The following is a 22,463-nucleotide window of genomic DNA, read 5'->3' as shown; positions in this document are numbered from 1 at the left end:
CATGCTCGGGCTCGCCCTGGCCAACCTCAGGACGCACGCGCGGCGCTTCATCGCGGTGGTCCTGGCCGTGATGATCGGCACCGCGTTCCTCTCCGCGACCCTCATGGTCAACGCCTCCACCACCGCGTCCCTGGAGCGCAGCGTCGGCGAGGCCTACCAGCCGGCCGGGCTCGTCGCCGGCACCGAGCCCGGCGTCCCGGACGCCGGGCAGCTCGGCCCGGCCCAGCTCGACGCCGTGCAGGCGCTCGACGGCGTCGCCGCGGCGTCCCCCCTCTTCCGCGGCTTCGGCAGGCTCCAGGCCGGCGACGGCGAGCACAACGCCGTCGTCCTTCCCCTCGCCGACGACGCCGCGCTGCGCGGCACGGTCCTCGCCACGGGCGACTGGCCGGGCGACGACGGCTCCGTCCTCCTCGACGAGCGCAGCGCCGGGCGCCTCGGCGTGGGCGTCGGCGACCGGCTCGTCCTGTCCGGGGCGGACCCGGACGGGACGCCGTTCAGCCTCGACGTCGCCGTCGCGGGGCTGAGCGTGCCGAGCAGCGACCCCTTCGTCTCCGGCTTCCCGCAGCTCACCGCGGCGCCCGCGGTCGCGGAACGCCTCCTCGGCGGGGACACCGTCTACCAGGCCCTCCTGATGCGCCTCGACGCCGGGGCCGATCCCGTGGGGGTCGCCGCGGCGGCCGCCAAGGCGCTCGGGGACTCGGGGATCGCGGCGCCCATCGTGCAGACCCCGGCGGAGCGCACGACGCAGGACCTCGCCGGCTTCACGGGCGGACAGGACCAGCTGACCATCGTGCTCCTCGTGTTCGCGCTCGTGGCCCTCGTGGTCACCGGACTCGTCGTCATGAACACCTTCGCCGTCCTCGTGGCCCAGCGCACGCGCGAGCTCGCCCTGCTCCGGACGCTCGGCGCCGTCAAGCAGCAGATCCGCCGCTCGGTCCTCGTGGAGGCCCTCCTCGTCGGCCTCGTCGCCTCGGGCCTCGGCGTGCTGCTGGCCATCGGCGTCATGGCGGGCCTCGTGGCCTACGTGGGCACGCTTCCCGAGGCGTCCTTCGCCGTGCTGGCCGTCCCCGCGGGCGCCGTCCTGGCGGGGCTCGGCGTCGGAACGCTCATGACGCTGACCGCGGCGTGGCTCCCGGCCCGCCGGGCGATGCGCGTCGCCCCGCTGGCCGCCCTGCGGCCCGCGGAGGAGGCGACCGCGGGCAACCGGGCCGGACGGTTCCGGATCGTGGCCGGGACGGTGCTGCTGCTCGGCGGCGGCGCGCTCCTGGCGCTGGGCGCCGCGGCGGCGCAACTGCTCGTGGGCTTCGCGGGCGGCCTCGTGTCCTTCACGGGGCTCCTGCTCCTCGCCTCGGTCTTCCTGCCGCCCGCCGTGCGCCTGTGCGGCCTCGTCGGCGGGCGTGGGGTGCCGGCGCGCCTCGCCTCGCTCAACGCCGTGCGGAACCCCGCCCGGACCTCGACCACGGCGACCGCCCTGCTCATCGGCGTCACGCTCGTGGCGATGATGATGGTCGGAGCCCAGACCACCAAGGCGACCCTCGAGGCCGAACTCGGCAGCGAGTACCTCGTGGACCTCACCGTCTACGACTCCGGACCCGTGGACGGCGCCGCGCCCGGAACCCACACCGGCTACACGGCCGCGGACGCCGCCGCGCTGGAAGGGATCGACGGCGTCGCCTCCGCCGCCCTGCTCGTCCCCGTGGCCCATGGCCCGACGGGCACGCCCGTGTACGCGGCCGACGAGGCGGCCCTCGCCGCCGTCGTCAACGACCCGGCGATGGTCCCGGGGCCCGGCGAGATCGTCGTCCCACAGCACGTCGAGGAGTCCACGGTGACGGTCGAACCGCTCTCCGGGGCCGTCTCGGGGCCGCTCGCCACGCTGACGACGCGGGCCAACTACCTTGATCCGCTCGTGACGAGCGGGACCGCGGCCGGCTGGACCGCCGGCCTGGGTGCGGCCGAGCTCGCCGCCCAGGGCATGACGCCGCTGCTGTGGCTCAAGGCCGATCCGGGGCTCGACGCCGCCGCCCTCACCGAGCTGGCGGCCGCCGTGTCCGCGCAGCTGGGGGTGCCCGACTACGCCGTCTCCGGCGGGGCGCTCGAGCGGGCCATGTTCACCCAGGTGATCGACACGCTCCTGCTCGTGGTCAGCGGGCTGCTCGCCGTGGCGGTCTTCATCGCGCTCATCGGCGTCGCCAACACGCTGAGCCTCTCCGTGCTGGAACGCACGCGGGAGTCATCGCTGCTGCGCGCCCTCGGCCTGACCCGGGGACAGCTGCGCGGGATGCTCGCGCTCGAGGCGGTCCTCATCGCCGGCGTGGCAGCGGTCCTCGGCGCCGCCCTCGGCGCAGGCTACGGCATCCTGGGGGCGCAGTCCGCGATCGGCTCCTTCGCGTCGATCCACGTCTCCGTCCCGTGGGCCCAGCTGGCCCTCGTGCTGGCGGTCGCGGTCCTCGCCGCGCTCGCGGCCTCCGTGGTGCCGGGCCGGCGCGCGGCGCGGCTCTCCCCCGTCGAGGGCCTCGCGACGGAGTAGGGGCGACGCCGGGGCCCGCCGAGCACGCGGCGGGCGTCCCGCTCCCCTGGTCCCGGCGGACGACCGCCGGGATCAGGAGGCGGGGGGCGGAACCGAGCGGACCACCGACGCGATCCACTCGTACGCGGCGGGCACGTAGTGGTACGGGGCCACGCCCCACTGGTGGTCGTCGTCCGCGACGACGAACTCGTCCGGCAGGCGCTCGACCCGCACGCCGAGCTCGGCGAGATACGCGAAGTAGGGCCGGTAGAGCTCGTTCATGGCCTCCGACGGCCTGTTCCGGTAGCCGGCGACGGGCGCGCCGCTGTTCGAGTGCGTGGCCCAGGGCGTGTCGAGGACCACGGTGCGCTCCAGGGCGCCCCGGCGGGACAGCGTCTGCACCAGGCGGCGGGCCGAGTACTTCCACAAGCGCAGGTGGCGCGGCGTCGCGAACCGCACCACCTCGTGCTCAGGGGTCAGCAGGGCGTGGGCGGGGCTCTTGGACAACTCGTTGGAGCGCGTCAGGAACCCGTCGCCGAACTTGACCACGCCCAGCCGTTCGACGACGAGGTCCAGCACCACGGCGTCGACGGAGGCCGCCTGCGAGCGCAGGGCCGGCAGGAGGCTGGACTCGATGTCGCCCCGGAGCTGGGAGTTCTGGAAGCTGGACTCCAGCCGCGACTGCTCCGGCGCGATGTCCACGGGCGGATGCCCGGCGCTGATGAGCGACTGCCGTGCGACGTACTTGACGAGCCGGTACTCGTCCTCGATGTAGGCGAAGGAATCGCGCGTGACGCAGCCGCCGTACATGAAGATCGACTTCTTCACACGGCTCCCTTCCCGGTCCGGGCACGTTCCACGGCGGTTAACCGGCCTGTTCCTCGAACTTCGGGAAGACCGGCTGCGGGGCCGGCAGCGCGGTGCCCGGCTCGAGCGGCGTGCCGAAGGCGGCGAAGCTGCGCGCGGCCCCCTTGGGCTGGCCGAGCGCGTCCAGGAGCCGCCCGGCGGAACCCGGCATGACGGGCTGCGCGAGCAGGGCGACCTTCCGCACGACCTCGAGCGTCGTGTAGAGCACCGTCTCCATGCGCGCCGGGTCCGTCTTGCGCAGGACCCAGGGCTGCTGCTCGGCGAAGTAGGCGTTCGCGTCGCCCAGGACGTTCCAGGCGGCCTCGAGCGCGCGGCTGAACTCCTGCCTCGAGTAGTAGTCCCGGCTGGACTCGAGCAGGGCGTCGGCGGCCCCGAGCAGGGCGAGGTCGGCGTCGGAATGCCCGCCCGGCGCCGGGACGCTTGCGCCGCAGTTCTTGGCGACCATCGACAGCGAGCGCTGGGCGAGGTTGCCGAGGTTGTTGGCCAGGTCCGAGTTCATGCGCGAGACGATCGCCTCGTGGCTGTAGTTGCCGTCGGCGCCGAACGCGACCTCGCGGAGCAGGAAGAAGCGCGTCTGGTCCAGCCCGTAGACCTGCGTCCAGTCGGTCGGGGCGACGGTGTTGCCCAGCGACTTGGACATCTTCACGCCGTTGTTGTGCAGGTGGCCGTGGATCATGACCCGCTCGGGCAGCTCGAGTCCGGCGCTCATGAGGAACGCCGGCCAGTAGATGGCGTGGAAGCGGGAGATGTCCTTGCCGATGACGTGGACGTCCGCCGGCCAGTAGCGCCGGAAGGCGGGAGAGCCGGTCTCGGGGAAGCCGACGCCCGTGAGGTAGTTGGTCAGGGCGTCGACCCACACGTACATCACGTGCCTCGGGTTGCCCGGGACGGGCACGCCCCAGTCGAAGGTCGTGCGGGAGATGGACAGGTCCTCGAGGCCGCGCTCGACGAAGCGGATGACCTCGTTGAAGCGCGAGCGCGGGGCGCCGAAGGACGGCTGGTCCCGGTAGAGCGCCAGGAGCCGGTCCTGGTACGCGGAGAGCCGGAAGAAGTACGACTCCTCCTCGGTCCAGGTCACCTCGGTGTCCGTCTCCTTGGCGTAGCGCACGCCGTCCTCGCGGACCTCGGTGTCCTCTTCGGAGTGGAACGCCTCGTCGCGGACCGAGTACCAGCCGGAGTACTTGTCGAGGTAGATGTCCCCGTTGGCCTCCATGCGCCGCCAGATGGCCTGCGCGGCCTCGTAGTGGTCGGCGTCGGTCGTGCGGATGAAGCGGTCGTAGCTGATCGCGAGCTCGTCCTGCGTCTCCTGGAAGACGTCGGAGTTCCGCTGGGCCAGCTCCCGCGGGCTGATCCCCTCCTTCTCCGCCGTCTGCAGCATCTTCTGCCCGTGCTCGTCCGTGCCCGTGAGGAAGAAGACGTCGTAGCCGTCGAGGCGCTTGAAGCGCGCCATCGCGTCGGCCGCGATGAACTCGTAGGCGTGCCCGATGTGCGGGGTGCCGTTCGGGTAGGAGATGGCCGTGGTGATGTAGAACGGGGTGGGCTCAGCGTTGGTGGTCACCCGAAGAATCTACCGCAGGCGGGGCGCCGGACGCAGACGGAGACGCGGCCGGGGGCGCCAACGGCAGCCAACGGGCCCGCAGGCCGCTGCCCGGGATCCTCTCGACGGCGGAGGCCGACAGCGGCATGACGCACAGCACCCCGGCGCCGACGCACTCGAGGAACTCCTCGACGTGGTAGAGCGCGACGTAGAGCGGGGAACCGAGGCCGATCTGCGGCAGCAGGAGCCCGGTGAGCGCCTCCACGCCAATGGCCCCGGCGAAGAAGATGCCGAGTCCCCAGGCCAGCAGGACGCGGCTCGGCCGGGGCAGCAAGCGCGCGGCGAACCACGCGAAGAGCAGCACGGCGGCCGCGATCGGCACGCCGACGCAGAGGCTGAGGAATCCCGCGAGCATCAGGAGCCCCGAGTTCCACCACGTCGGGAGATTGCGCTCGCCGGTCACGTCGAAGAAGACCCGGACCGGAGAGGTCCTGTCCCCCGCCGAGACGCCGACGACAAGGGGCATGAGGGCCGACGCCGCGACGACGGCCACGGTCACCCCCGTGAGCGTCCAGAAGAGGGGGCGCCACCAACGGCCTCCGGGCGGCACGACGGGCCGGCCGTCAACGGGCCGCGGGCCGCTGGGTTCGCTGGAGCGGCTTCCGGTACTGGAGATGCGAACCAGTCAAGCAAACGGACAGGGAAACGCGCGGGCGAAACACCGAGTCGACCGCATCGGGTCCGGGTGCGTTCCACGCGCTATCCTGACGGGAGCGCCGGAACCAATCGGGGGAACCGGGCAGGGGAATCCGGGGGAAGATCCATGGGAAGCACGCTCCATCGCTGGTCTGCCGCGCTGCTGGCGACGGCCTTGGTCATCGGGACGACGCCGGCCATCGCCGCCGCGCAGGAGGCCCCCCGGGGGGCCGGATCCGGCACCACGGAGCCGGGCGGGGCCGTTCCCGGCGAGGGGCCGTCCGCAGACGGCGAGGTCGGAGGCTTCTGGGAACCGGCCGACCTCGGCACCGTCCCGGGCGGCTACGTGCCGCCGGAGGTCCCCGCCCTGAGGGACATGGAATTCTCTTCACCCCTTCCCGCGCCGCAACGGAGCAAGGCCCGACAGTCCACGGCCGCCGCCGTGCCGGCCCAGTACCGCTGTCAGGGCTACGGCCTCGTGCCCCGCGACAACCCGGTGTCACAGGTCAATCAGGACATCTACGCCTGGCACATCTACGCGCCCGCCAAGGTCGGCGACGGCCGCGGAAACATCAACTGGGCCGCCAATCCCTACAAGGACCTGGGCTGGCGGTTGTGGTTCCACAGCCTCCGCTGGCTCGGCAACAACATCGAGGCCGGGCGTGCCGGCGATGCGGCCGCCCTGGCGCGCGCCGCGACCGTGGCCGAGGACTGGGTCAAGGACCACCAGGGAAGCTGGAAGGGCAACACCGACGTCGAGGAATCGAACACCCACCGGCTCAACACGCTGTTGTGCCTGCGGGAGGTCCTGATGGAGCAGAACGGCGGCGCCCTGCCGGCCAACGCCGCGTGGCTGCTGCCCGCCATCCACCGACATGCCGAGCAGAACGTGACCCGCTGGTCGGGAGCCCACAACCACGGCTCCATGGAGAACCTCGCGCTCCTGCGGACGGGCTGCCTGCTCGGGGAGCGGCGCTACCAGCAGACGGCCGTCGACCGGATCGCCCAGGCCTTCCCGACCCAGGTCAACGCCGAGGGCCTGAGCAACGAGGCCTCGCCGTCGTACGCCCTCTTCAACTACAGCCTCTTCGCGCAGATGCAGGAACTGATGACCGCCTGCGGTTGGAGCTCCGCCGCGTTCAACGAGCGCCTCGGGCTCCTCGGCACCTCGGTCGCGCACATGGTCAACTCCATCGGCCGCTACCACCAATACGGGGACAGCAAGCTCCTGAGCGCGTCGGCCACGGGCACCCCGCACATGCAGTACGCGGGCAGCAACGGGCGGCAGGGCACGGCGCCGAAGCACCGCATCGCCATCTACAAGAACGGCATGGCCTTCGGCCGCTCCTCGTGGGGATCCCGCGCGACGGGCTTCAACAACGAGAACTCCTGGCTGTTCCGTGGGGGCACGGGACGCGAGAAGAAGGCGCACCGCGGCGACCTCCTCGAGTTCCTCTACACGGCGCGCGGGCGCGACGTGATCATCGAGGGCGGCCACCCCGGCATCGTCGGCACCACGTGGCGGGGCTGGGGCTTCAGCGAGGTCGCCCACAGCACCACGTTCATCCCGACGACCGTCATGAGCAAGGGCGGTCCCGCGACCGTGACGAGGAAGGCCTACTCCCCCCGGGGCGACCGCGACTTCGTCGAGATGACACAGGCCTTCAACACCAAGGGCCAGCGCACCCGCGGGATCCTCGTGATGAAGGATCCCGACATCGCGGTGGTCCTGGACCGCGTGAGGATCAACGACAAGGCGAAGACGCACACGGTCGAGACCCTGTGGAACCTCCCCTCGGACCAGACCTCCAAGGTCGTGAACCGGACGACGATCCAGTCCTCGGCCCCGGGCTCGGCCACGAAGACGACGATCGTCCAGGTGCCGTTCAGCGGCATCTCGAGCGTCCCCGCCGGTTCGACGCTCATCCACCGCAACGCGGCGCCCGGCGTCGTCAGCGCGGCACCGCGCGGGCACTACTACCCCACCGAACAGGTCAGGGTCCCCTCCGATCAGGTCGTCTTCAAGCACCAGTCCAACAACCTCGGGCTGTTCTCCGTGATCGTCCCGGCCCGTTCCACCGCGGCAGTCTCCGTGACGACCGGCAAGTACCCGAACGGCGCCACCAAGCTCACCATCAAGGTGGGCTCCACGACGACGGTCGTCCGTGTCACGGCCGGCGGCTACATGAGCCGCGTGTCGTAGCCGGACCTCAGGAGTGAGGCGAAAGGGTCCCCGGCCGTCGGCCGGGGACCCTTTCGCTACACCGCCGGCGCAGGACGCCGGCGGCTTCTAATCGTCCTCGAGGTTCACCTCGCGGGCCACGCTCGCGCCGACGGACGCCTTCACCTCGTCGAGGATCCCGGCCGGAAGGGCCGAGTCGACGGCGAGCACGGCCAGCGCCGGACCGCCCTCCTCCTTGCGCGCCACCTGCATGGCGGCGATGTTGATCCCGTGGGTTCCGAACGCCGTGCCGAGGGAGCCGATGACGCCCGGGCGGTCCTGGTAGAGCAGCACGATCAGGTGCTCGGCGATCGGGATCTCGAGCTCGTAGCCGTTGATCCCGACGAGCTTCTCGACCTGCTTGGGACCGGTCAGGGTGCCGGCGACGGAGAGCTGCGTGCCGTCGGACAGCGCGCCGTTCAGGGTCAGCACGTTGCGGTACTCGGGCGACTCGGACGTGGTCACGAGGCGCGTGGCGATCCCCCGCTGCTCCGCGAGCACGGGAGCGTTGACGTAGGAGACCTGCTCCGAGACGACGTCGCGGAAGACGCCCTTGAGCGCGGAGAGCTCGAGCGCCTTGACGTCGAGGGAGGCGATCTCGCCCGCGACGACGACGTCGATGGTGGTCAGCGAGTCGCTCGTCAGCGCGGTGAAGATGCGCCCGAGCTTCTCGATCAGCGGGATGCCGGGGCGGACGTTCTCGTCGATCACGCCGCCCGCGACGTTCACGGCGTCCGGGACGAGTTCGCCGGAGAGGGCCAGGCGCACTGACTTGGCCACCGAGATGCCGGCCTTCTCCTGCGCCTCGTCGGTGGAGGCGCCGAGGTGGGGCGTGACGGTGACGTTCTCGAACTCGAAGAACGGCAGCTCGGTGCTCGGCTCGCTGACGAAGACGTCGAGCCCGGCGCCGGCGATGGTCCCCTCCTTGAGGGCGGCGTAGAGCGCCTCCTCGTCGACGAGGCCGCCACGGGCCACGTTGACGACGTAGGCGGAGTCCTTCATCTTGGCGAAGGCCTCGGCACCGAGCATGCCGACCGTCTCGGGGGTCTTGGGCATGTGGATGGTGATGAAGTCCGACGTCTCGAGCAGCTCGTCGAGCTCGAGCAGGTGCACGCCGAGCTGCTGCGCGCGGGCCGAGGTGACGTAGGGGTCGTAGGCGACGACGTTCATGCCGAAGCCCTGCAGCCGCGCGGCGACGAGGGCGCCGATGCGGCCCAGCCCGATGATGCCGGCCGTCTTCTCGAACAGTTCGACGCCGGTGTACGCGGAGCGCTTCCAGGCACCGCCCTTGAGGGAGGCGTTGGCCGCGGGGATCCGGCGGGCGAGCGAGACGATGTGCCCAACGGTCAATTCCGCGGCGGAGATGATGTTGGAGGTCGGCGCGTTGACCACCATGACGCCGGCCTGCGTGGCGGCCTTGATGTCGACGTTGTCGAGGCCGACTCCGGCACGGGCGATGACCTTCAGGCGTCCGGCGGCGGCGATCGCCTCGGCGTCGACCTTGGTCGCCGAACGCACCAGGATCGCGTCGACGTCTGCGATCGCGGACAGCAGCTGGGCACGGTCGGCACCGTCCGTCCGGCGGATCTCGAAGTCCGGCCCGAGCGCCTCGACGGTCGCGGGGGAAAGCTCTTCGGCCAGCAGGACTACGGGCTTGGGATCTGACACTTCGGTGGCACCTTTGCTGTTGGATGCGGTGAACGTGGCGGCCGCCCACAGGGGCGCCCGTCCAAGGTTATCCCGCGCCCCCGCGGGCCATCGCGTTCGGGCTCCGGATGTTACGCCCAGGGCACGACGACGGACGGCGGCCCCCGCGCCGAAGCGCGGGAGCCGCCGTCGTACCCCGTGGGACGGGAACCGCGCCGTTAGCGCGCGGCGACGCCCTCGGTGTAGTCGTCGTTCGCGGCGACCCAGCTGAACATCTTGCGCAGCTCGCGCCCCGTGGACTCGATCGGGTGGTCCTCGCCCTTCTTGCGCAGCTCGAGGAACTCCTTGCCGCCCGCGGCCTGGTCGTCCATGAACCGCTGGGCGAAGGCGCCGGACTGGATGTCGGCCAGGACGGCCTTCATGTTCTCCTTCACCTCCGGGGTGATCACGCGCGGGCCGGAGACGTAGTCGCCGTACTCGGCCGTGTCGGAGACGGACCAGCGCTGCTTGGCGATGCCGCCCTCCCACATCAGGTCCACGATCAGCTTGAGCTCGTGGAGCACCTCGAAGTAGGCGATCTCCGGCTTGTAGCCGGCCTCGGTGAGGGTCTCGAAGCCGTACTGGATCAGCTGCGAGGCGCCTCCGCAGAGCACCGCCTGCTCGCCGAAGAGGTCGGTCTCCGTCTCCTCGGTGAAGGTGGTCTCGATGACGCCCGCGCGGGTTCCGCCGATGGCCTTGGCGTAGGACAGGGCCAGCTCGCGGGCGGCGCCCGAGTGGTCCTGCTCGATCGCGATCAGGTCCGGGATGCCGCGGCCGGCCTCGAACTCGCGGCGCACCGTGTGGCCCGGGGCCTTCGGGGCGACGAGCGCGACGTCGACGTCGGCCGGCGGCTGGATGAAGCCGAAGCGGATGTTGAAGCCGTGGCCGAAGAACAGGGCGTCGCCCGGCTGCAGCTTGTCGGCGATCTCCTCGGCGTAGACCTTCGCCTGGACCTGGTCCGGGGTCAGGATCATGATGACGTCGGCCTCGGCGGCGGCCTCGCCGACGGTGACGACGCGCAGGCCCTCGGCCTCGGCCTTGGCCCGGGACTTCGAGCCCTCCTTCAGGCCGACGCGCACGTCGACGCCGGAGTCGCGCAGGTTCAGCGCGTGGGCGTGGCCCTGGGAGCCGTAGCCGATGATGGCGACGGTGCGGCCCTGGATGATCGACAGGTCGGCGTCGTCGTCGTAGAACAGTTCGGTCACTTTGGTTACTCCTTAGAAGGGCGGTTTCAAGCGGAGACGGAGCGCAGGGCGCGGTCCGACATCGATTTGGAGCCCCGGCCGATGGCCAGGGTCCCTGACTGGACGATTTCACGGACGCCGAACGGCTCCAGCACGGACAGGAGCGCGTTCAGCTTCTCGGCGGTGCCCGTGGCCTCGATGATGAGCGAGTCGGTGGAGACGTCCACGACCGAGGCACGGAAGAGGTCGGCCGCCTGGGTTACCTGCAGCCGGGTCGCCGGATCCGCGCGCACCTTGACCAGGATGTGGTCCCGCTGCACGGACGAGTCGGGGGTGAGTTCGACGATCTTGATGACGTTGATGAGCTTGTTCAGCTGCTTGGTGACCTGCTCGAGCAGGTCACCCTCGGCGTCGACGACGACCGTGACCCGGGACATCCCGGAGACCTCGGTCGGTCCGACGGCGAGCGAGTGGATGTTGAACGCGCGGCGGGCGAAGAGCCCGGCCACGCGGGTCAGGACGCCCGGGACGTCCTCGACGAGCACGGACAGCGTGTGGCGTGCCATGGTCAGTCCTCCTCTTCCCAATCAGGGGTCATGCCGCGGGCGATCTGGATGGCGTCGTTGCTGACGCCCGAGGGCACCATCGGCCACACCATCGCGTCGCGGCTGACGACGAAGTCGACCACGACCGGGCGGTCGTTGATCGCGAGCGCCTGCTGGATGGTGGCGTCGATGTCCTCGTCCCGCTCGCAGCGCAGCCCGGCGCAGCCGTAGGCGTCGGCGAGCTTGACGAAGTCGGGCACGCGGGCCGTTCCGTGGCCCGTGTTCAGGTCGGTGTTGGAGTAGCGGGCCTCATAGAAGAGCGTCTGCCACTGCCTCACCATGCCGAGCGAGGAGTTGTTGATGACGGCGACCTTGATCGGGATGTTGTTGATGACGCACGTGGCCAGTTCCTGGTTGGTCATCTGGAAGCAGCCGTCGCCGTCGATCGCCCACACCACGCGGTCCGGGTTCCCGACCTTGGCCCCCATGGCCGCCGGCACCGAGTAGCCCATGGTGCCGAGGCCGCCCGAGTTCAGCCACTGGTGGGGCCGCTCGTACTTGACGAACTGGGCCGCCCACATCTGGTGCTGGCCGACGCCGGCGACGTAGACGCCTTCCGGACCGGTCAGCTCGCCGATCCGCTGGATCACGTTCTGCGGAGCGGACAGCCCGTCGTTCGTGTCCGTGTAGCCGATCGGGTAGGTCTCCCGCAGGCGGTTCAGGGTCGCCCACCACGGGGCGAGCTCCGGGGCGCCGTCCTCGGCGAAGCGCGTCCGGCAGGCCTCGAGCAGCTCCGGGATGATCTCCTTGACCGAGCCGACGATCGGGATGTCCGCGGCGCGGTTCTTGGAGATCTCGGCCGGGTCGATGTCGGCGTGGATCACCTTGGCGTGGGGCGCGAAGGTGGAGAGGACGCCGGTGACGCGGTCGTCGAAGCGGGCCCCGAGCGTGATCAGCAGGTCGGACTGCTGCAGCGCGGTCACCGCGGTGACGGAGCCGTGCATCCCGGGCATCCCGACGTGCTGCTCGTGCGAGTCCGGGAACGCGCCCCGGGCCTGGAGCGTGGTCACCACGGGGGCCCCCACGAGCTCGGCGAGCTCGCGCAGCTCCTGCGAGGCGTGCCCCTTGATGACGCCGCCACCGACGTAGAACACGGGACGGGACGAGGCCTGGATCAGCTTCGCCGCCTCGCGGACCTGCTTGGAGTGCCCGCGCACCACGGTGCGGTAGCCGGGCAGGTCGATCTGCGGCGGCCAGGAGAACTCCATCGTGGCCTGCTGGGCGTCCTTGGTGATGTCCACGAGCACGGGACCGGGGCGGCCCGTGCCGGCGATGTGGAACGCCTCGGCCATGACGCGCGGGATGTCCGCGGCGCGGGTGACGAGGAACGAGTGCTTGGTGATGGGCATCGTGATGCCCACGATGTCCGCCTCCTGGAAGGCGTCGCTGCCGATGAACGCGCTGCCGACCTGGCCGGTGATGGCCACCATCGGGACGGAGTCCATGTGGGCGTCGGCGATCGCCGTGACGAGGTTGGTGGCGCCCGGGCCGGAGGTGGCGATGCACACCCCGACTTCCCCGGTGACCATGGCGTAGCCCTGGGCGGCGTGCCCGGCTCCCTGTTCGTGGCGGACCAGGACGTGGTTGATCCTGGTCGAGTCCATCAGTGGGTCGTAGGTGGGGAGGATGGCCCCGCCCGGCAACCCGAAGACGTCGGTGACGCCCAGTTCTTCCAGTGCGCGGACGATGGCTTGTGAGCCAGTCATCTGCGTGGGTGCAACGGTGTTGTTGGGCCCCTGCACGGGACCCGGTGCATCCACGGCGGAAGAGACAGGAGCAGCATCCTTGGCACGGCCCGCGGCCTTGGCCACCAGCGAGGGGCTGATGGGTGTTCCGTTACTCATAGGATTCTTCCTTCTCTCCGTTGGTTCTGCGCATAAAAAAACCCCTCTGGCGGCCTCGAAGCCTCAGCGGGGTTGCGCGTCACCGGTCCGACGATGGGACCTAGGCGACGCGCCTGGTAACTCGTAGGACAACGGTGGTCTTGTGCATGTCCCCCAGTCTCCCCGCCTGTCGGGAACACTGTCAACACGCCGCCCGGCCGTCTCACTATGTGGACAAGGCGTCCGGTGGCTGGACACTTCCGACCACCGGACGCCTTGCGTCAGCCGCAGTAGGCGCCGACGCTCGCCGAGTTGACGAGCTTGACGTACTTGCCGAGGACGCCCGTCGTGAACTTGGCCGGGAGCGGCTCCCAGCCGACCTTGCGCGCCTCGAGCTCCGCCTCGTCGACGAGCAGGTCGAACGTCCGGGCGGCGATGTCCACGCGGATGCGGTCCCCGTCCTTGACGAAGGCGATCGGGCCGCCGTCGACGGCCTCGGGCGAGACGTGGCCGATGCACAGCCCCGTCGTCCCGCCGGAGAAGCGGCCGTCGGTGAGCAGCAGGACGTCCTTGCCCAGGCCGGCGCCCTTGATGGCACCGGTGATGGCGAGCATCTCCCGCATGCCGGGACCGCCCTTGGGTCCCTCGTAGCGGATGACGACGACGTCTCCGGCCTTGATCCCGCCGTGGTCGAGCGCGTCGAGCGCCCCCTGCTCGCGCTCGAAGACGCGCGCCGTGCCCTCGAAGACGTCGGCGTCGAAGCCGGCCGACTTCACGACCGCTCCCTCGGGGGCGAGCGAGCCGTGCAGCACCGTCACGCCGCCGGTGGCGTGGAGCGGGTTGTCGAGGGTGCGCAGGACCTTGCCGTCGAGGGACGGCGGATCGATCTCGGCCAGGTTCTCCGCGACGGTCTTGCCCGTGACGGTGAGCGCGTCGCCGTGCAGCAGGCCGGCGTCGAGGAGGGCCTTCATGACGACGGGCACGCCGCCGATCTTGTCGAGGTCGTACATGACGTAGCGGCCGAAGGGCTTCATGTCCGCGAGGTGCGGGACCTTCTGGCCGATGCGCGTGAAGTCGTCGAGGGTCAGCTCGACCTCGGCCTCGCGCGCGATCGCGAGCAGGTGGAGCACGGCGTTGGTGGAACCGCCGAACGCCATGGTGACGGCGATGGCGTTCTCGAAGGCCTTCTTGGTGAGGATCTGCCGGGCCGTGATGCCCTTGCGCAGCAGGTTCACGACCGCCTCGCCCGACTTGCGGGCGTACATGTCGCGTCGCCGGTCGGCGGACGGCGGGGCGGCGGAGCCGGGCAGGGACATGCCGAGCGCCTCGCCGACGGAGGCCATCGTGTTGGCGGTGTACATGCCGCCGCACGCGCCCTCGCCGGGACAGATGGCCCGCTCGATCGCGTCGAGGTCCTTGGCGCTCATGGTGCCCGCGGCGCACGCCCCGACGGCCTCGAAGGCGTCGATGAGCGTGACCTCCTTCTCCGTTCCGTCCTCGAGCTTGGCGAAGCCGGGCATGATGGTGCCGGCGTAGAGGAAGACGCTCGCGAGGTCCAGGCGGGCCGCCGCCATGAGCATGCCGGGAAGGGACTTGTCGCAGCCGGCCAGCAGGACGGAGCCGTCGATCCGCTCGGCCATCATGACCGTCTCGACCGAGTCGGCGATGACCTCGCGGGACACGAGGGAGAAGTGCATGCCCTCATGCCCCATGGAGATGCCGTCGGAGACGGAGATCGTGCCGAACTGCATGGGGAAGCCGCCACCGGCGTGGACGCCTTCCTTGGCACCTTGGGCGAGGCGGTTCAGGGAGAGGTTGCAGGGGGTGATCTCGTTCCAGGAGCTCGCGACGCCGATCTGCGGCTTGGCGAAGTCGTCGTCGCCCATGCCGACGGCGCGGAACATGCCGCGGGCCGGTGCGGCGTGGATGCCGTCGGTGACGGCGCGGCTGCGTGGCTTGATGTCTGGAGTGGTGTCCTGGCTCATGCTGGCGATTCTAGTGACGCTCCGGTATCGCAACGAACCCGTGACCGGCTCCCGCAACATTCCGGGGGACGCCGTCGGCGGCTGCGCCTATGCTGGTTGCCATGGGGAACGATACGAACGACGACGCACGCGACGCCGCGCTGAAGGCCCACCTCCATGGCGCCTTCGACGAGCAGATTCCCAACTTCGGCAGCTACAACCTGGTCTTCGGCGCCGGTCGTTCCGGCGGCGGGGGCAGCTTCGTGGTGGGCTACCGGAGGCAGCCGCTCGAGCTCATCGTGGCGCCCCTGCAGCCCCGCGACCTCTCCCCCCTGGACGATGCCGTGTCCATCAACCTCACGAACGTGTCCCACCTCGCCGAGGTCCGGGAGGGCGGCTACGAGGTCGGGACGACCACGGGCCGCGTCTACCGCTTCGACGTCGCGGACGCGCCGAGCGTTGCGCTCCCGCCGGCCGCATCTCCCGACGGCGGGTCCCTGGTCCGGCTGGACCAGGCGGCTGACGCGCTGGACTTCCGCGCCTTCATGGACGAGTTCATGACCCGCCTCGAGGACTTCTCCACCGAGCAGGAGCCGGCCCCGGCCGACTAGGCCCCTCCCACCTCGGCTTGGTCTGGTCTGGTCTGGTCTGGTCTGGTCTGGTCTGGTCTGGTCTGCAGATGATGTGGCTTCAGGGCCGCGAACCCCCCACGATCTGCAAGCGAAAGAAGGCAGGCCGGGCCGATCCTCGGCGTGGCGGCCCGCGGCGGGCGCCGTCGCCTGTGGATAACCCAGATCGCGCCGGCCTCATCCGGGCGACGATGGGTTCATGTCACGACGCAAGAGCCTGCCCGACGCCGCCCAGAAGGGCATCTTCACGGCCGAAGACGCCCTTGCCGGCGGAGTCACCCGGCATCAGTTGAGGCTGCCGGAGATGACGGTCCCCAGCCGCGGGCTCCGCATCAACTCGGCGTTCGAGTCGGATGCGCGGCAGGTCCTCGCGGTCTACTCGACGATCACACCGGACACGTACGTGAGCCACACGAGTGCCGCCCAGGCGTGGGGCATGTGGCTCGAACGGCGCCACGAATCGACCTGCCCGGTCCACCTGACCCGGGTCGCGGGACGGGGTGCGGCACCACGGCGCAAGGGCGTCGTCGGCCACACCGCTCCCCTCACGAAGGAGGACGTCCGGAGCTTCGACGCGCTGCGCCTGACGAGCGCGGAGTGGACGTGGACCGATCTGGCCGCCCTGGGCCTGGACGTCAGGGAGCTCGTGGTCGCCGGGGACTCCCTGCTCCAAAGAGGCGATGGCCCGAACCGGCGGTCAGGGCCCCTGGGCCGGCACCCGGTCTCCTCCGTCGAGCGGCTTTCCGCCGTACTCGCCCGTCGCGGACGGATCCCGGGAGCCGTCGCCGCGCGCAAGGCCCTGGCCATGATGCGTCCCGGCGTCGATTCGCGGCCGGAGTCGATCCTGCGCCAGCTCATCGTGGAGGCGGGCTATCCCGAACCGCTCGTCAACCGACCCGTCAGCCGCCCCGGCGGAGCCACGATCCTGCCGGACCTGCAGTACAGGGAACTCCGCATCGCCATCCAGTACGAGGGTGCCCACCACTCCGAGCTGGTCCAGCTCGGAAAGGACATCAACCGGGACTTCGCCTACGAATCCCTGGGCTGGATCGTCGTGCGGGCCGACAAGGCCATCTTCACCGCCAACGGCCGCGCGAGGTTCCTGGACCGGCTCGAGCACGCCTTCGAAAAGCGCCGGCAGATCTCGGGCGAGTCCGCCTGAACCCTCGCAGGCGGTCTCCCCGAGTCTGCCCTGCAGATGATGTGGCTTCAGGGCCGCGAAGCCCCCACGATCTGCATTCCAGACCAGGGCAAAGCGTCGACACCCAGAACCAGCCCCCACGATCTGCATTCCAGACCAGGGCGATGCGTCGACGCTCCGAACCAGGCGTAAGGGATCCCGGGCGTCTACCGCCCGGCCAGCAGCCGGTCCCCCTCGTGGACCAGGTTCTCCGGCGTGCGCCCCTGCGCCAGCGCCGCGATCTGGCGCTTGAGCAGGGCCGTGATGCGCGGCGGAAAGGCGTCCGTGTTGCCGCCGTTGTGCGGCGTGATGAACGCTCCCGGAAGGGTCCACAGCGGGTGGTCCTCCGGCAGCGGTTCCGGATCCACGACGTCGAGGGCGCACTTCAGGCGCCCCGAGGCGACCTCCGCGGTGAGGGCGTCGGTGTCGACGACGGGGCCGCGGGCCACGTTGACCACGAGCGCGCCGTCGGGCAGCCGCGCGAGCAGGGCGGCGTCGACGAGGTGGTGCGTCGAGTCGTCCAGCGGAACGATCAGGACCAGGACCTCGAGCCCGCCGGCGAGCTCCGGGAGCTCGTCGATGCCGTGGATCCGGCCGTGGCCGTCCTCGCGCGCGCCGCGGCCGATCCGCACGAGGTCCACCTCGAACGGCTCCAGGCGGCGGCGGATCTCCTCGCCGATGCCGCCGACGCCCACGATGCCGACCCTGCGGTCGGCGAGACCGCGCCACCGGGCGGGCGCCCAGCGGCGCGCGTGCTGGTCCCGGGCCGCCTCGTCGAGCCCGCGCAGGGAGGACAGGGCCAGGCCGACCGCGAGCTCCGCCGTCGCCGCGGCGTGCACCCCGGCGGCCGAGGCCACGGCGACGTGCCCTCCCACGCGCTCCGCCACGCCGTCGTACCCCGTGGACTGGGTCTGCACGATCCGCACGTTCGGGGCCCTGCGCACGGCGGAGAAGGAGCCGCCGGACATGATGTACGGAAGCACCACCGCCTCGATCTCGTCCAGGTCCACGCCGACGGGGTCGCCGTCGAGGTCCCAGACGCCCGCACGCACCCCCTCGGGCAGGGGCGAGCAGGCCTCGAGCAGCGCGGAATCGGGGAAGGTGAAGACGGTGACGGGTTCCATGCAAGCCAGCCTAGGCCCGGCCACGGCACGCGCGCAGGTGACGTCGATCTCATTGCCCCGTTCCGTTTTGCATCGGGCGGGGAGCGCTGGTAGTGTTTTATCCCGTTGCAGACGCGGTCGGTCGGAAACGAACCAGCCGCCCAGCATGATGCACCTCTAGCTCAATTGGCAGAGCAATTGACTCTTAATCAATGGGTTCCGGGTTCAAGTCCCGGGGGGTGCACCAGCCCGAAGGAGGCCGGCCGAACAGGCCGGCCTCTTTCTGCATCTGCACCCGAAACGCACGCGAACGTAAGGACCGACGATGACGCAGACCGCCGCCCGCCTGACCACCGGGGACCGCGCCCCGGCCTTCGCCCTGCCGGACTCCGAAGGCGCCACGCACACCCTCGACTCGTTCGCCGGCCGCAAGACCGTCCTCTACTTCTACCCCGCGGCCTCGACGCCGGCCTGCACGCAGCAGGCCTGCGACTTCAACGACACCCTCGGCTCCCTGGCCGCGGCCGGTTACCGGGTCGTCGGCCTCTCCCCCGACGCCCCGGAGAAGCTCAAGGCCTTCGCCCGGAACCAGGACCTCGGCTTCACCCTGCTCGCCGACGAGGACCACGCCGTGGCCCTCGCCTACGGCGCGTGGGGCGAGAAGAAGAACTACGGCCGCACCTACGAGGGACTCATCCGCTCCACGATCGTCGTCGACGAGCACGGCGTCGTCGAACTGGCGCAATACAACGTCCGGGCCAAGGGACACGTCGCCAAGCTCCACCGCGACCTCGGGCTCGCCTCGGCCTGACCGGCCGCGCAGGGCCGTCGGCTACACTGAACGGGGCTTCGCGCAAGCCCGGTCCGCGCGAGCGTGGCGAAATTGGCAGACGCGCTGGATTTAGGTTCCAGTGTCTTCGGACGTGGGGGTTCAAGTCCCCCCGCTCGCACTTCTGCGCGGCCGCACCGGACGCGCCGCGCGGGGCCCCGTGGATCTTCCGCGGGGCCCCGTGCGTTGTACCAGGCACACCCCCGACCGCCGGGCCGTGCAGGCCCCGACCCCAAGGAGCACGCGTGGAGCGCAGCGCCGGACACGACGACGCACGCCTCGTGCGGCCCCGCCTTCTGGGACGCCGCGGCTTCCTGGGACTCGGCGCGGTGGCGGCCGCGGCCCTCGCCGGCTGCACCCCCGGCACCGTCGGGACCCCGGCCACCACTCCCGGTCCCACGGGGGATCCCGAGCCGCTCGTCTTCCGCTTCGGCACGGCCGCGGCGCCCGAGACCCTCGACCCCGCGCTCGCGGTCGACAACGAGTCGTTCCGCATCACGCGCCAGGTCTTCGAGACCCTCGTCGGCGTCGACCCCAACACCGGGGCGCCGACGCCCGCCCTGGCCACGGGCTGGACCGTCTCCGACGACGGCCTGCGCTACCGCTTCACGCTGCGCCAGGGCGTCCTCTTCCACGACGGCACCGCGTTCGACGCCGAGGCCTGCGTCGCCAACTTCCAGCGCTGGGCCTCCCTCCCGCCCGAGCTCGGGGCCCGCCCGGGACAGGCCTTCGACGCCGTCTTCCACCACCACCCGCAGCCCCCGGCCCCCGTCGTCGCCGACACCGGCGGCCAGGACACCCTGGCCGACCGGGCGGAGGCCCTCGAGGACGCCGAGGTCGAGGGCATCGACGGGGAGGTCCTGGACGGGGCGAGCTACTTCGCCGGCTGCACCGCCGTGGACCCCATGACGTTCGAGCTGCGGCTCCGCGCCCCGCTGACCGGCCTGATCGAGGCCCTGACGATGGCCGGCTTCGGCATCGCCTCCCCCCGGGCGCTCGAGGAGCTCGCGGCCGACGAGGTCGAGCTCGACGAGAACGGCGCCCCCCGTTCCGCCTTCGGCGCGGCACCCGTCGGCACGGGCCCGTTCGCGTTCGCCCAGGTCGACGGCGACCGCGTCGTGCTCGAGTCCTTCGACGGCCACTGGCAGGACCGCGGCCAGGTGGACACGGTCGAGTTCGGCGTGCTGCGCGATGCCGGATCCCGCTTGCGCTCGCTGCGCCGCGGCGACATCGACGGCTACGACATGGTCACCCTCGACGAGCTGCGCGAGCTCGTCCGCGGCGGCCAGCAGCTGTTGCAGCGCGATCCGTTCTCCGTCTTCTTCCTCGGCATGAACCAGCAGAACGCCGTCCTGGCCGATGTCTCCGTCCGCCAGGCCGTGGCGCACGCCGTGGACCGGCAGCGGCTGATCGAGCGCTTCTTCATCTCCGGCACCAAGGAGGCGCGCAGCTTCCTGCCGCCGAGCCTCGGGGTGCCGAGCCCGGAGGGCTACTACGGCTACAACCCGGAAGCGGCACGCGAGCTGCTGGCCGAGGCGGGGTACGACGGCGAACCGGTCCCCTTCACGTACCCGCTCGGCATCACGCGGGCGTACCTTCCCCTGCCCGAGCGGATCTACGCGGAACTGAGCCGCCAGCTCTCCGCCGTCGGAATCACGATCCGACCGGTCCCCGTGCCCTGGTCCGAGGGCTACCTCCAGCAGGTCCTCGGCGGCGAGCAGCCGGGCTTCAACCTCCTGGGCTGGTCCGGTTCCTACCGCGACCCGGACCACTTCCTCAGCTCGATCTTCGGCGCCTCGGCCCGCCAGTTCGGCTACGCGCCCACCGCGCTGCGCACGCAGATCACGACGGCGCGTTCCATGGCCCCGGGCGACGAGCGGACGGAGGCCTACCGGGCGATCGGCGAGCTGCTGGCCGCGGACCTGCCGGCCCTGCCGATCGCCTACCCGATCTCCGCCGTCGCCGTCGGCCAGTCCGTGACGAGCTATCCCTCGAGCCCCGTCCTCGACGAGGTGTTCGACCGCGTGAGCGTCGTCACGGACTGACGCCGCGGGCCGGCGGGGATTTCATCCGCCTCGAGGCGCCGCGCTAACCTTGGCGTAAGCCACCCAGATCGTCCGATGATGGAGAATGCCTGTGTCCGCGACCACCCCCACCCAGAACCTCGACGTCGCGCTGATCGGCGGGGGCATCATGAGCGCCACGCTCGGCGCGCTCATCAAGCAGCTCGAGCCCGGGTGGACCATGGGATTGTTCGAGAACCTGGACCAGGCCGGGCTCGAGTCCTCCGGCCCGTGGAACAACGCCGGGACCGGGCACTCCGCGCTCTGCGAGCTGAACTACACGCCGGCCGCCAAGGACGGCAGCGTCGACCCCGCGAAGGCCGTCGGCATCAACGAGCAGTACCAGGTCTCCCGCCAGTTCTACGCCTACCTCGTCGAGCAGGGCCACGTCGGCGCGCCCGAGTCCTTCATCAACCCGCTCCCCCACATGAGCTTCGTCCTCGGCGACGCGCACGCCGACTACCTGCGCACCCGCTACGAGGCCCTCAAGGCGCAGCCCCTGTTCGAGGCCATCGAGCACACCGAGGACCTCGGCACCATCGGCGAGTGGGCGCCGCTCGTGGCCGAGGGCCGCGACGGCGCACACCGCGTCGCGGCGTCGCGCGTCGCGGGCGGCACCGACGTCGATTTCGGCTCGCTCACCCGCCAGCTGACCTCCCACCTCGGCTCCGCCGGCACCGAGCTGCACTTCGGGCACCGCGTCACGCGCCTCGAGCGCTCGGGCGGCGGCTGGACCCTGACGGTGAAGAACAACGCGACGGGGCAGAAGCACACCGTGCACGCCAAGTTCGTGTTCGTGGGTGCCGGCGGCGGGGCCCTGCACCTGCTCCAGCTCTCCGGCATCCCGGAGATCAAGGGCTTCGGCGGCTTCCCCGTCTCCGGCCAGTTCCTGCGCAACACCAACGACGCGACGATCGCCCGCCACCACGCCAAGGTCTACGGCCAGGCCTCGGTCGGCGCCCCGCCGATGTCCGTGCCGCACCTCGACACCCGCTTCGTGGACGGCAAGCGCTCCCTGATGTTCGGCCCGTACGCCGGGTTCTCGACGAACTTCCTCAAGACGGGCTCCTTCTGGGACCTTCCGCGCTCGCTGCGCCTGCACAACCTGCTCTCGATGCTCGCCGTCGGCAAGGACAACCTGGACCTCACGGCCTACCTGGTCAAGGAGGTGCTGAAGTCCCGCGGCAAGAAGGACGAGGCGCTGCGCGAGTACTTCCCGGGCGCCGTCTCCGGCGAGTGGGAGCTCATCACCGCCGGCCAGCGCGTCCAGGTGATCAAGAAGGATCCCCGGAAGGGCGGCGTCCTGCAGTTCGGCACCGAGGTCATCACGAGCGCCGACGGGACGATCTCCGGCCTGCTCGGCGCCTCCCCGGGCGCCTCCACCGCGGCCCCGATCATGATCGAGGTCCTGCGCCGCTGCTTCCCCGCCCAGTTCGGCGGCTGGGAGTCCAAGCTCACCGAGATCATCCCGAGCCACGGCACGCGGCTCAACGAGAACCCGGCGCTCCTGGCCGAGGTCACGGCCGCGACCGACTCCACCCTCAAGCTCGCCTGACGCCTCGGGCGG

General features: G+C 71.0%; 16 protein-coding genes and 2 tRNA genes. 9 read left to right on the top strand and 9 right to left on the bottom strand.

Annotated features, from left to right (window positions below):
- Position 1: 1 nt before the first annotated feature.
- A complete protein-coding gene (locus ACQ3I4_RS04140) occupies positions 2 to 2,530 on the top strand; it encodes an FtsX-like permease family protein (protein WP_329860891.1) in 2,529 nt (842 codons plus the stop codon).
- A gap of 72 nt (positions 2,531 to 2,602) precedes the next feature.
- Here the strand turns inward: ACQ3I4_RS04140 and ACQ3I4_RS04135 are convergent, their stop codons facing one another.
- The 3 genes from ACQ3I4_RS04135 to ACQ3I4_RS04125 are packed head-to-tail and all read right to left on the bottom strand — an operon-like array spanning position 2,603 to position 5,472.
- Positions 2,603 to 3,337 carry a DUF6270 domain-containing protein gene (locus ACQ3I4_RS04135; RefSeq protein WP_329860893.1) on the bottom strand — a complete coding sequence of 245 codons (735 nt, stop codon included), beginning with the start codon at positions 3,335 to 3,337 and terminating at the stop codon, positions 2,603 to 2,605.
- A 37-nt stretch (positions 3,338 to 3,374) separates the two neighbouring features.
- On the bottom strand, positions 3,375 to 4,934 hold the full coding sequence (metG, locus tag ACQ3I4_RS04130) for a methionine--tRNA ligase (protein ID WP_430632879.1): 1,560 nt from the start codon (positions 4,932 to 4,934) through the stop codon (positions 3,375 to 3,377).
- Positions 4,918 to 5,472, bottom strand: coding sequence for a hypothetical protein (locus ACQ3I4_RS04125; RefSeq protein ID WP_430632878.1), 555 nt, complete (start codon positions 5,470 to 5,472; stop codon positions 4,918 to 4,920). The genes metG and ACQ3I4_RS04125 overlap by 17 nt, the downstream gene beginning before the upstream one ends.
- Positions 5,473 to 5,736: 264 nt before the next feature.
- Here ACQ3I4_RS04125 and ACQ3I4_RS04120 point away from each other — a divergent pair, with 264 nt between their 5' ends.
- Positions 5,737 to 7,812, top strand: a complete 2,076-nt coding sequence (locus tag ACQ3I4_RS04120) for a heparinase II/III domain-containing protein (protein WP_430632877.1) — start codon at positions 5,737 to 5,739, stop codon at positions 7,810 to 7,812.
- Positions 7,813 to 7,899: 87 nt separating this feature from the next.
- On the opposite strand, the gene serA is transcribed toward ACQ3I4_RS04120, so the two are convergent.
- From serA to ilvD, 5 genes are all read right to left on the bottom strand, one after another.
- On the bottom strand, positions 7,900 to 9,498 hold the full coding sequence (gene serA, locus ACQ3I4_RS04115) for a phosphoglycerate dehydrogenase (protein ID WP_329860896.1): 1,599 nt from the start codon (positions 9,496 to 9,498) through the stop codon (positions 7,900 to 7,902).
- Between the two features lie 197 nt (positions 9,499 to 9,695).
- Positions 9,696 to 10,721 carry a ketol-acid reductoisomerase gene (ilvC, locus tag ACQ3I4_RS04110; RefSeq protein WP_329860897.1) on the bottom strand — a complete coding sequence of 342 codons (1,026 nt, stop codon included), beginning with the start codon at positions 10,719 to 10,721 and terminating at the stop codon, positions 9,696 to 9,698.
- Between the two features lie 26 nt (positions 10,722 to 10,747).
- On the bottom strand, positions 10,748 to 11,266 hold the full coding sequence (gene ilvN, locus ACQ3I4_RS04105) for an acetolactate synthase small subunit (protein WP_329860899.1): 519 nt from the start codon (positions 11,264 to 11,266) through the stop codon (positions 10,748 to 10,750).
- A gap of 2 nt (positions 11,267 to 11,268) precedes the next feature.
- A complete protein-coding gene (locus tag ACQ3I4_RS04100; protein ID WP_329860900.1) occupies positions 11,269 to 13,149 on the bottom strand; it encodes an acetolactate synthase large subunit in 1,881 nt (626 codons plus the stop codon).
- A gap of 260 nt (positions 13,150 to 13,409) precedes the next feature.
- Entirely contained in the window at positions 13,410 to 15,113 is a 1,704-nt protein-coding gene (ilvD, locus tag ACQ3I4_RS04095; protein ID WP_329860901.1) for a dihydroxy-acid dehydratase, read from the bottom strand.
- Between the two features lie 101 nt (positions 15,114 to 15,214).
- Here ilvD and ACQ3I4_RS04090 point away from each other — a divergent pair, with 101 nt between their 5' ends.
- Both ACQ3I4_RS04090 and ACQ3I4_RS04085 read left to right on the top strand, forming a co-directional pair.
- Positions 15,215 to 15,703, top strand: a complete 489-nt coding sequence (locus ACQ3I4_RS04090) for a hypothetical protein (protein ID WP_329860902.1) — start codon at positions 15,215 to 15,217, stop codon at positions 15,701 to 15,703.
- Positions 15,704 to 15,920: 217 nt separating this feature from the next.
- On the top strand, positions 15,921 to 16,883 hold the full coding sequence (locus ACQ3I4_RS04085; RefSeq protein ID WP_430632876.1) for a hypothetical protein: 963 nt from the start codon (positions 15,921 to 15,923) through the stop codon (positions 16,881 to 16,883).
- Positions 16,884 to 17,068: 185 nt separating this feature from the next.
- Here the strand turns inward: ACQ3I4_RS04085 and ACQ3I4_RS04080 are convergent, their stop codons facing one another.
- Complete coding sequence (locus tag ACQ3I4_RS04080; protein WP_430632875.1) at positions 17,069 to 18,025, bottom strand: 2-hydroxyacid dehydrogenase; 957 nt, start codon at positions 18,023 to 18,025, stop codon at positions 17,069 to 17,071.
- A gap of 150 nt (positions 18,026 to 18,175) precedes the next feature.
- Here ACQ3I4_RS04080 and ACQ3I4_RS04075 point away from each other — a divergent pair.
- From ACQ3I4_RS04075 to ACQ3I4_RS04055, 5 genes are all read left to right on the top strand, one after another.
- A tRNA-Lys gene (locus tag ACQ3I4_RS04075) sits at positions 18,176 to 18,251 on the top strand.
- Between the two features lie 78 nt (positions 18,252 to 18,329).
- A complete protein-coding gene (gene bcp / locus ACQ3I4_RS04070; protein ID WP_430632874.1) occupies positions 18,330 to 18,815 on the top strand; it encodes a thioredoxin-dependent thiol peroxidase in 486 nt (161 codons plus the stop codon).
- 57 nt (positions 18,816 to 18,872) lie between these two features.
- A tRNA-Leu gene (locus ACQ3I4_RS04065) sits at positions 18,873 to 18,954 on the top strand.
- Between the two features lie 124 nt (positions 18,955 to 19,078).
- On the top strand, positions 19,079 to 20,878 hold the full coding sequence (locus ACQ3I4_RS04060) for an ABC transporter substrate-binding protein (protein WP_430632873.1): 1,800 nt from the start codon (positions 19,079 to 19,081) through the stop codon (positions 20,876 to 20,878).
- Positions 20,879 to 20,963: 85 nt separating this feature from the next.
- The gene (locus ACQ3I4_RS04055) at positions 20,964 to 22,451 is read left to right on the top strand and encodes a malate:quinone oxidoreductase (protein WP_329860910.1); all 1,488 of its coding nucleotides are present in this window, start codon (positions 20,964 to 20,966) and stop codon (positions 22,449 to 22,451) included.
- Positions 22,452 to 22,463 lie beyond the last annotated feature (12 nt).

Origin of the sequence: Zafaria sp. Z1313, from assembly GCF_050563205.1 — a bacterium.
Lineage (GTDB): Bacteria > Actinomycetota > Actinomycetes > Actinomycetales > Micrococcaceae > JAZDCJ01.
Note: the sequence above shows the minus strand (reverse complement) of the source record. Positions and strands in the feature narration are given on the sequence as shown.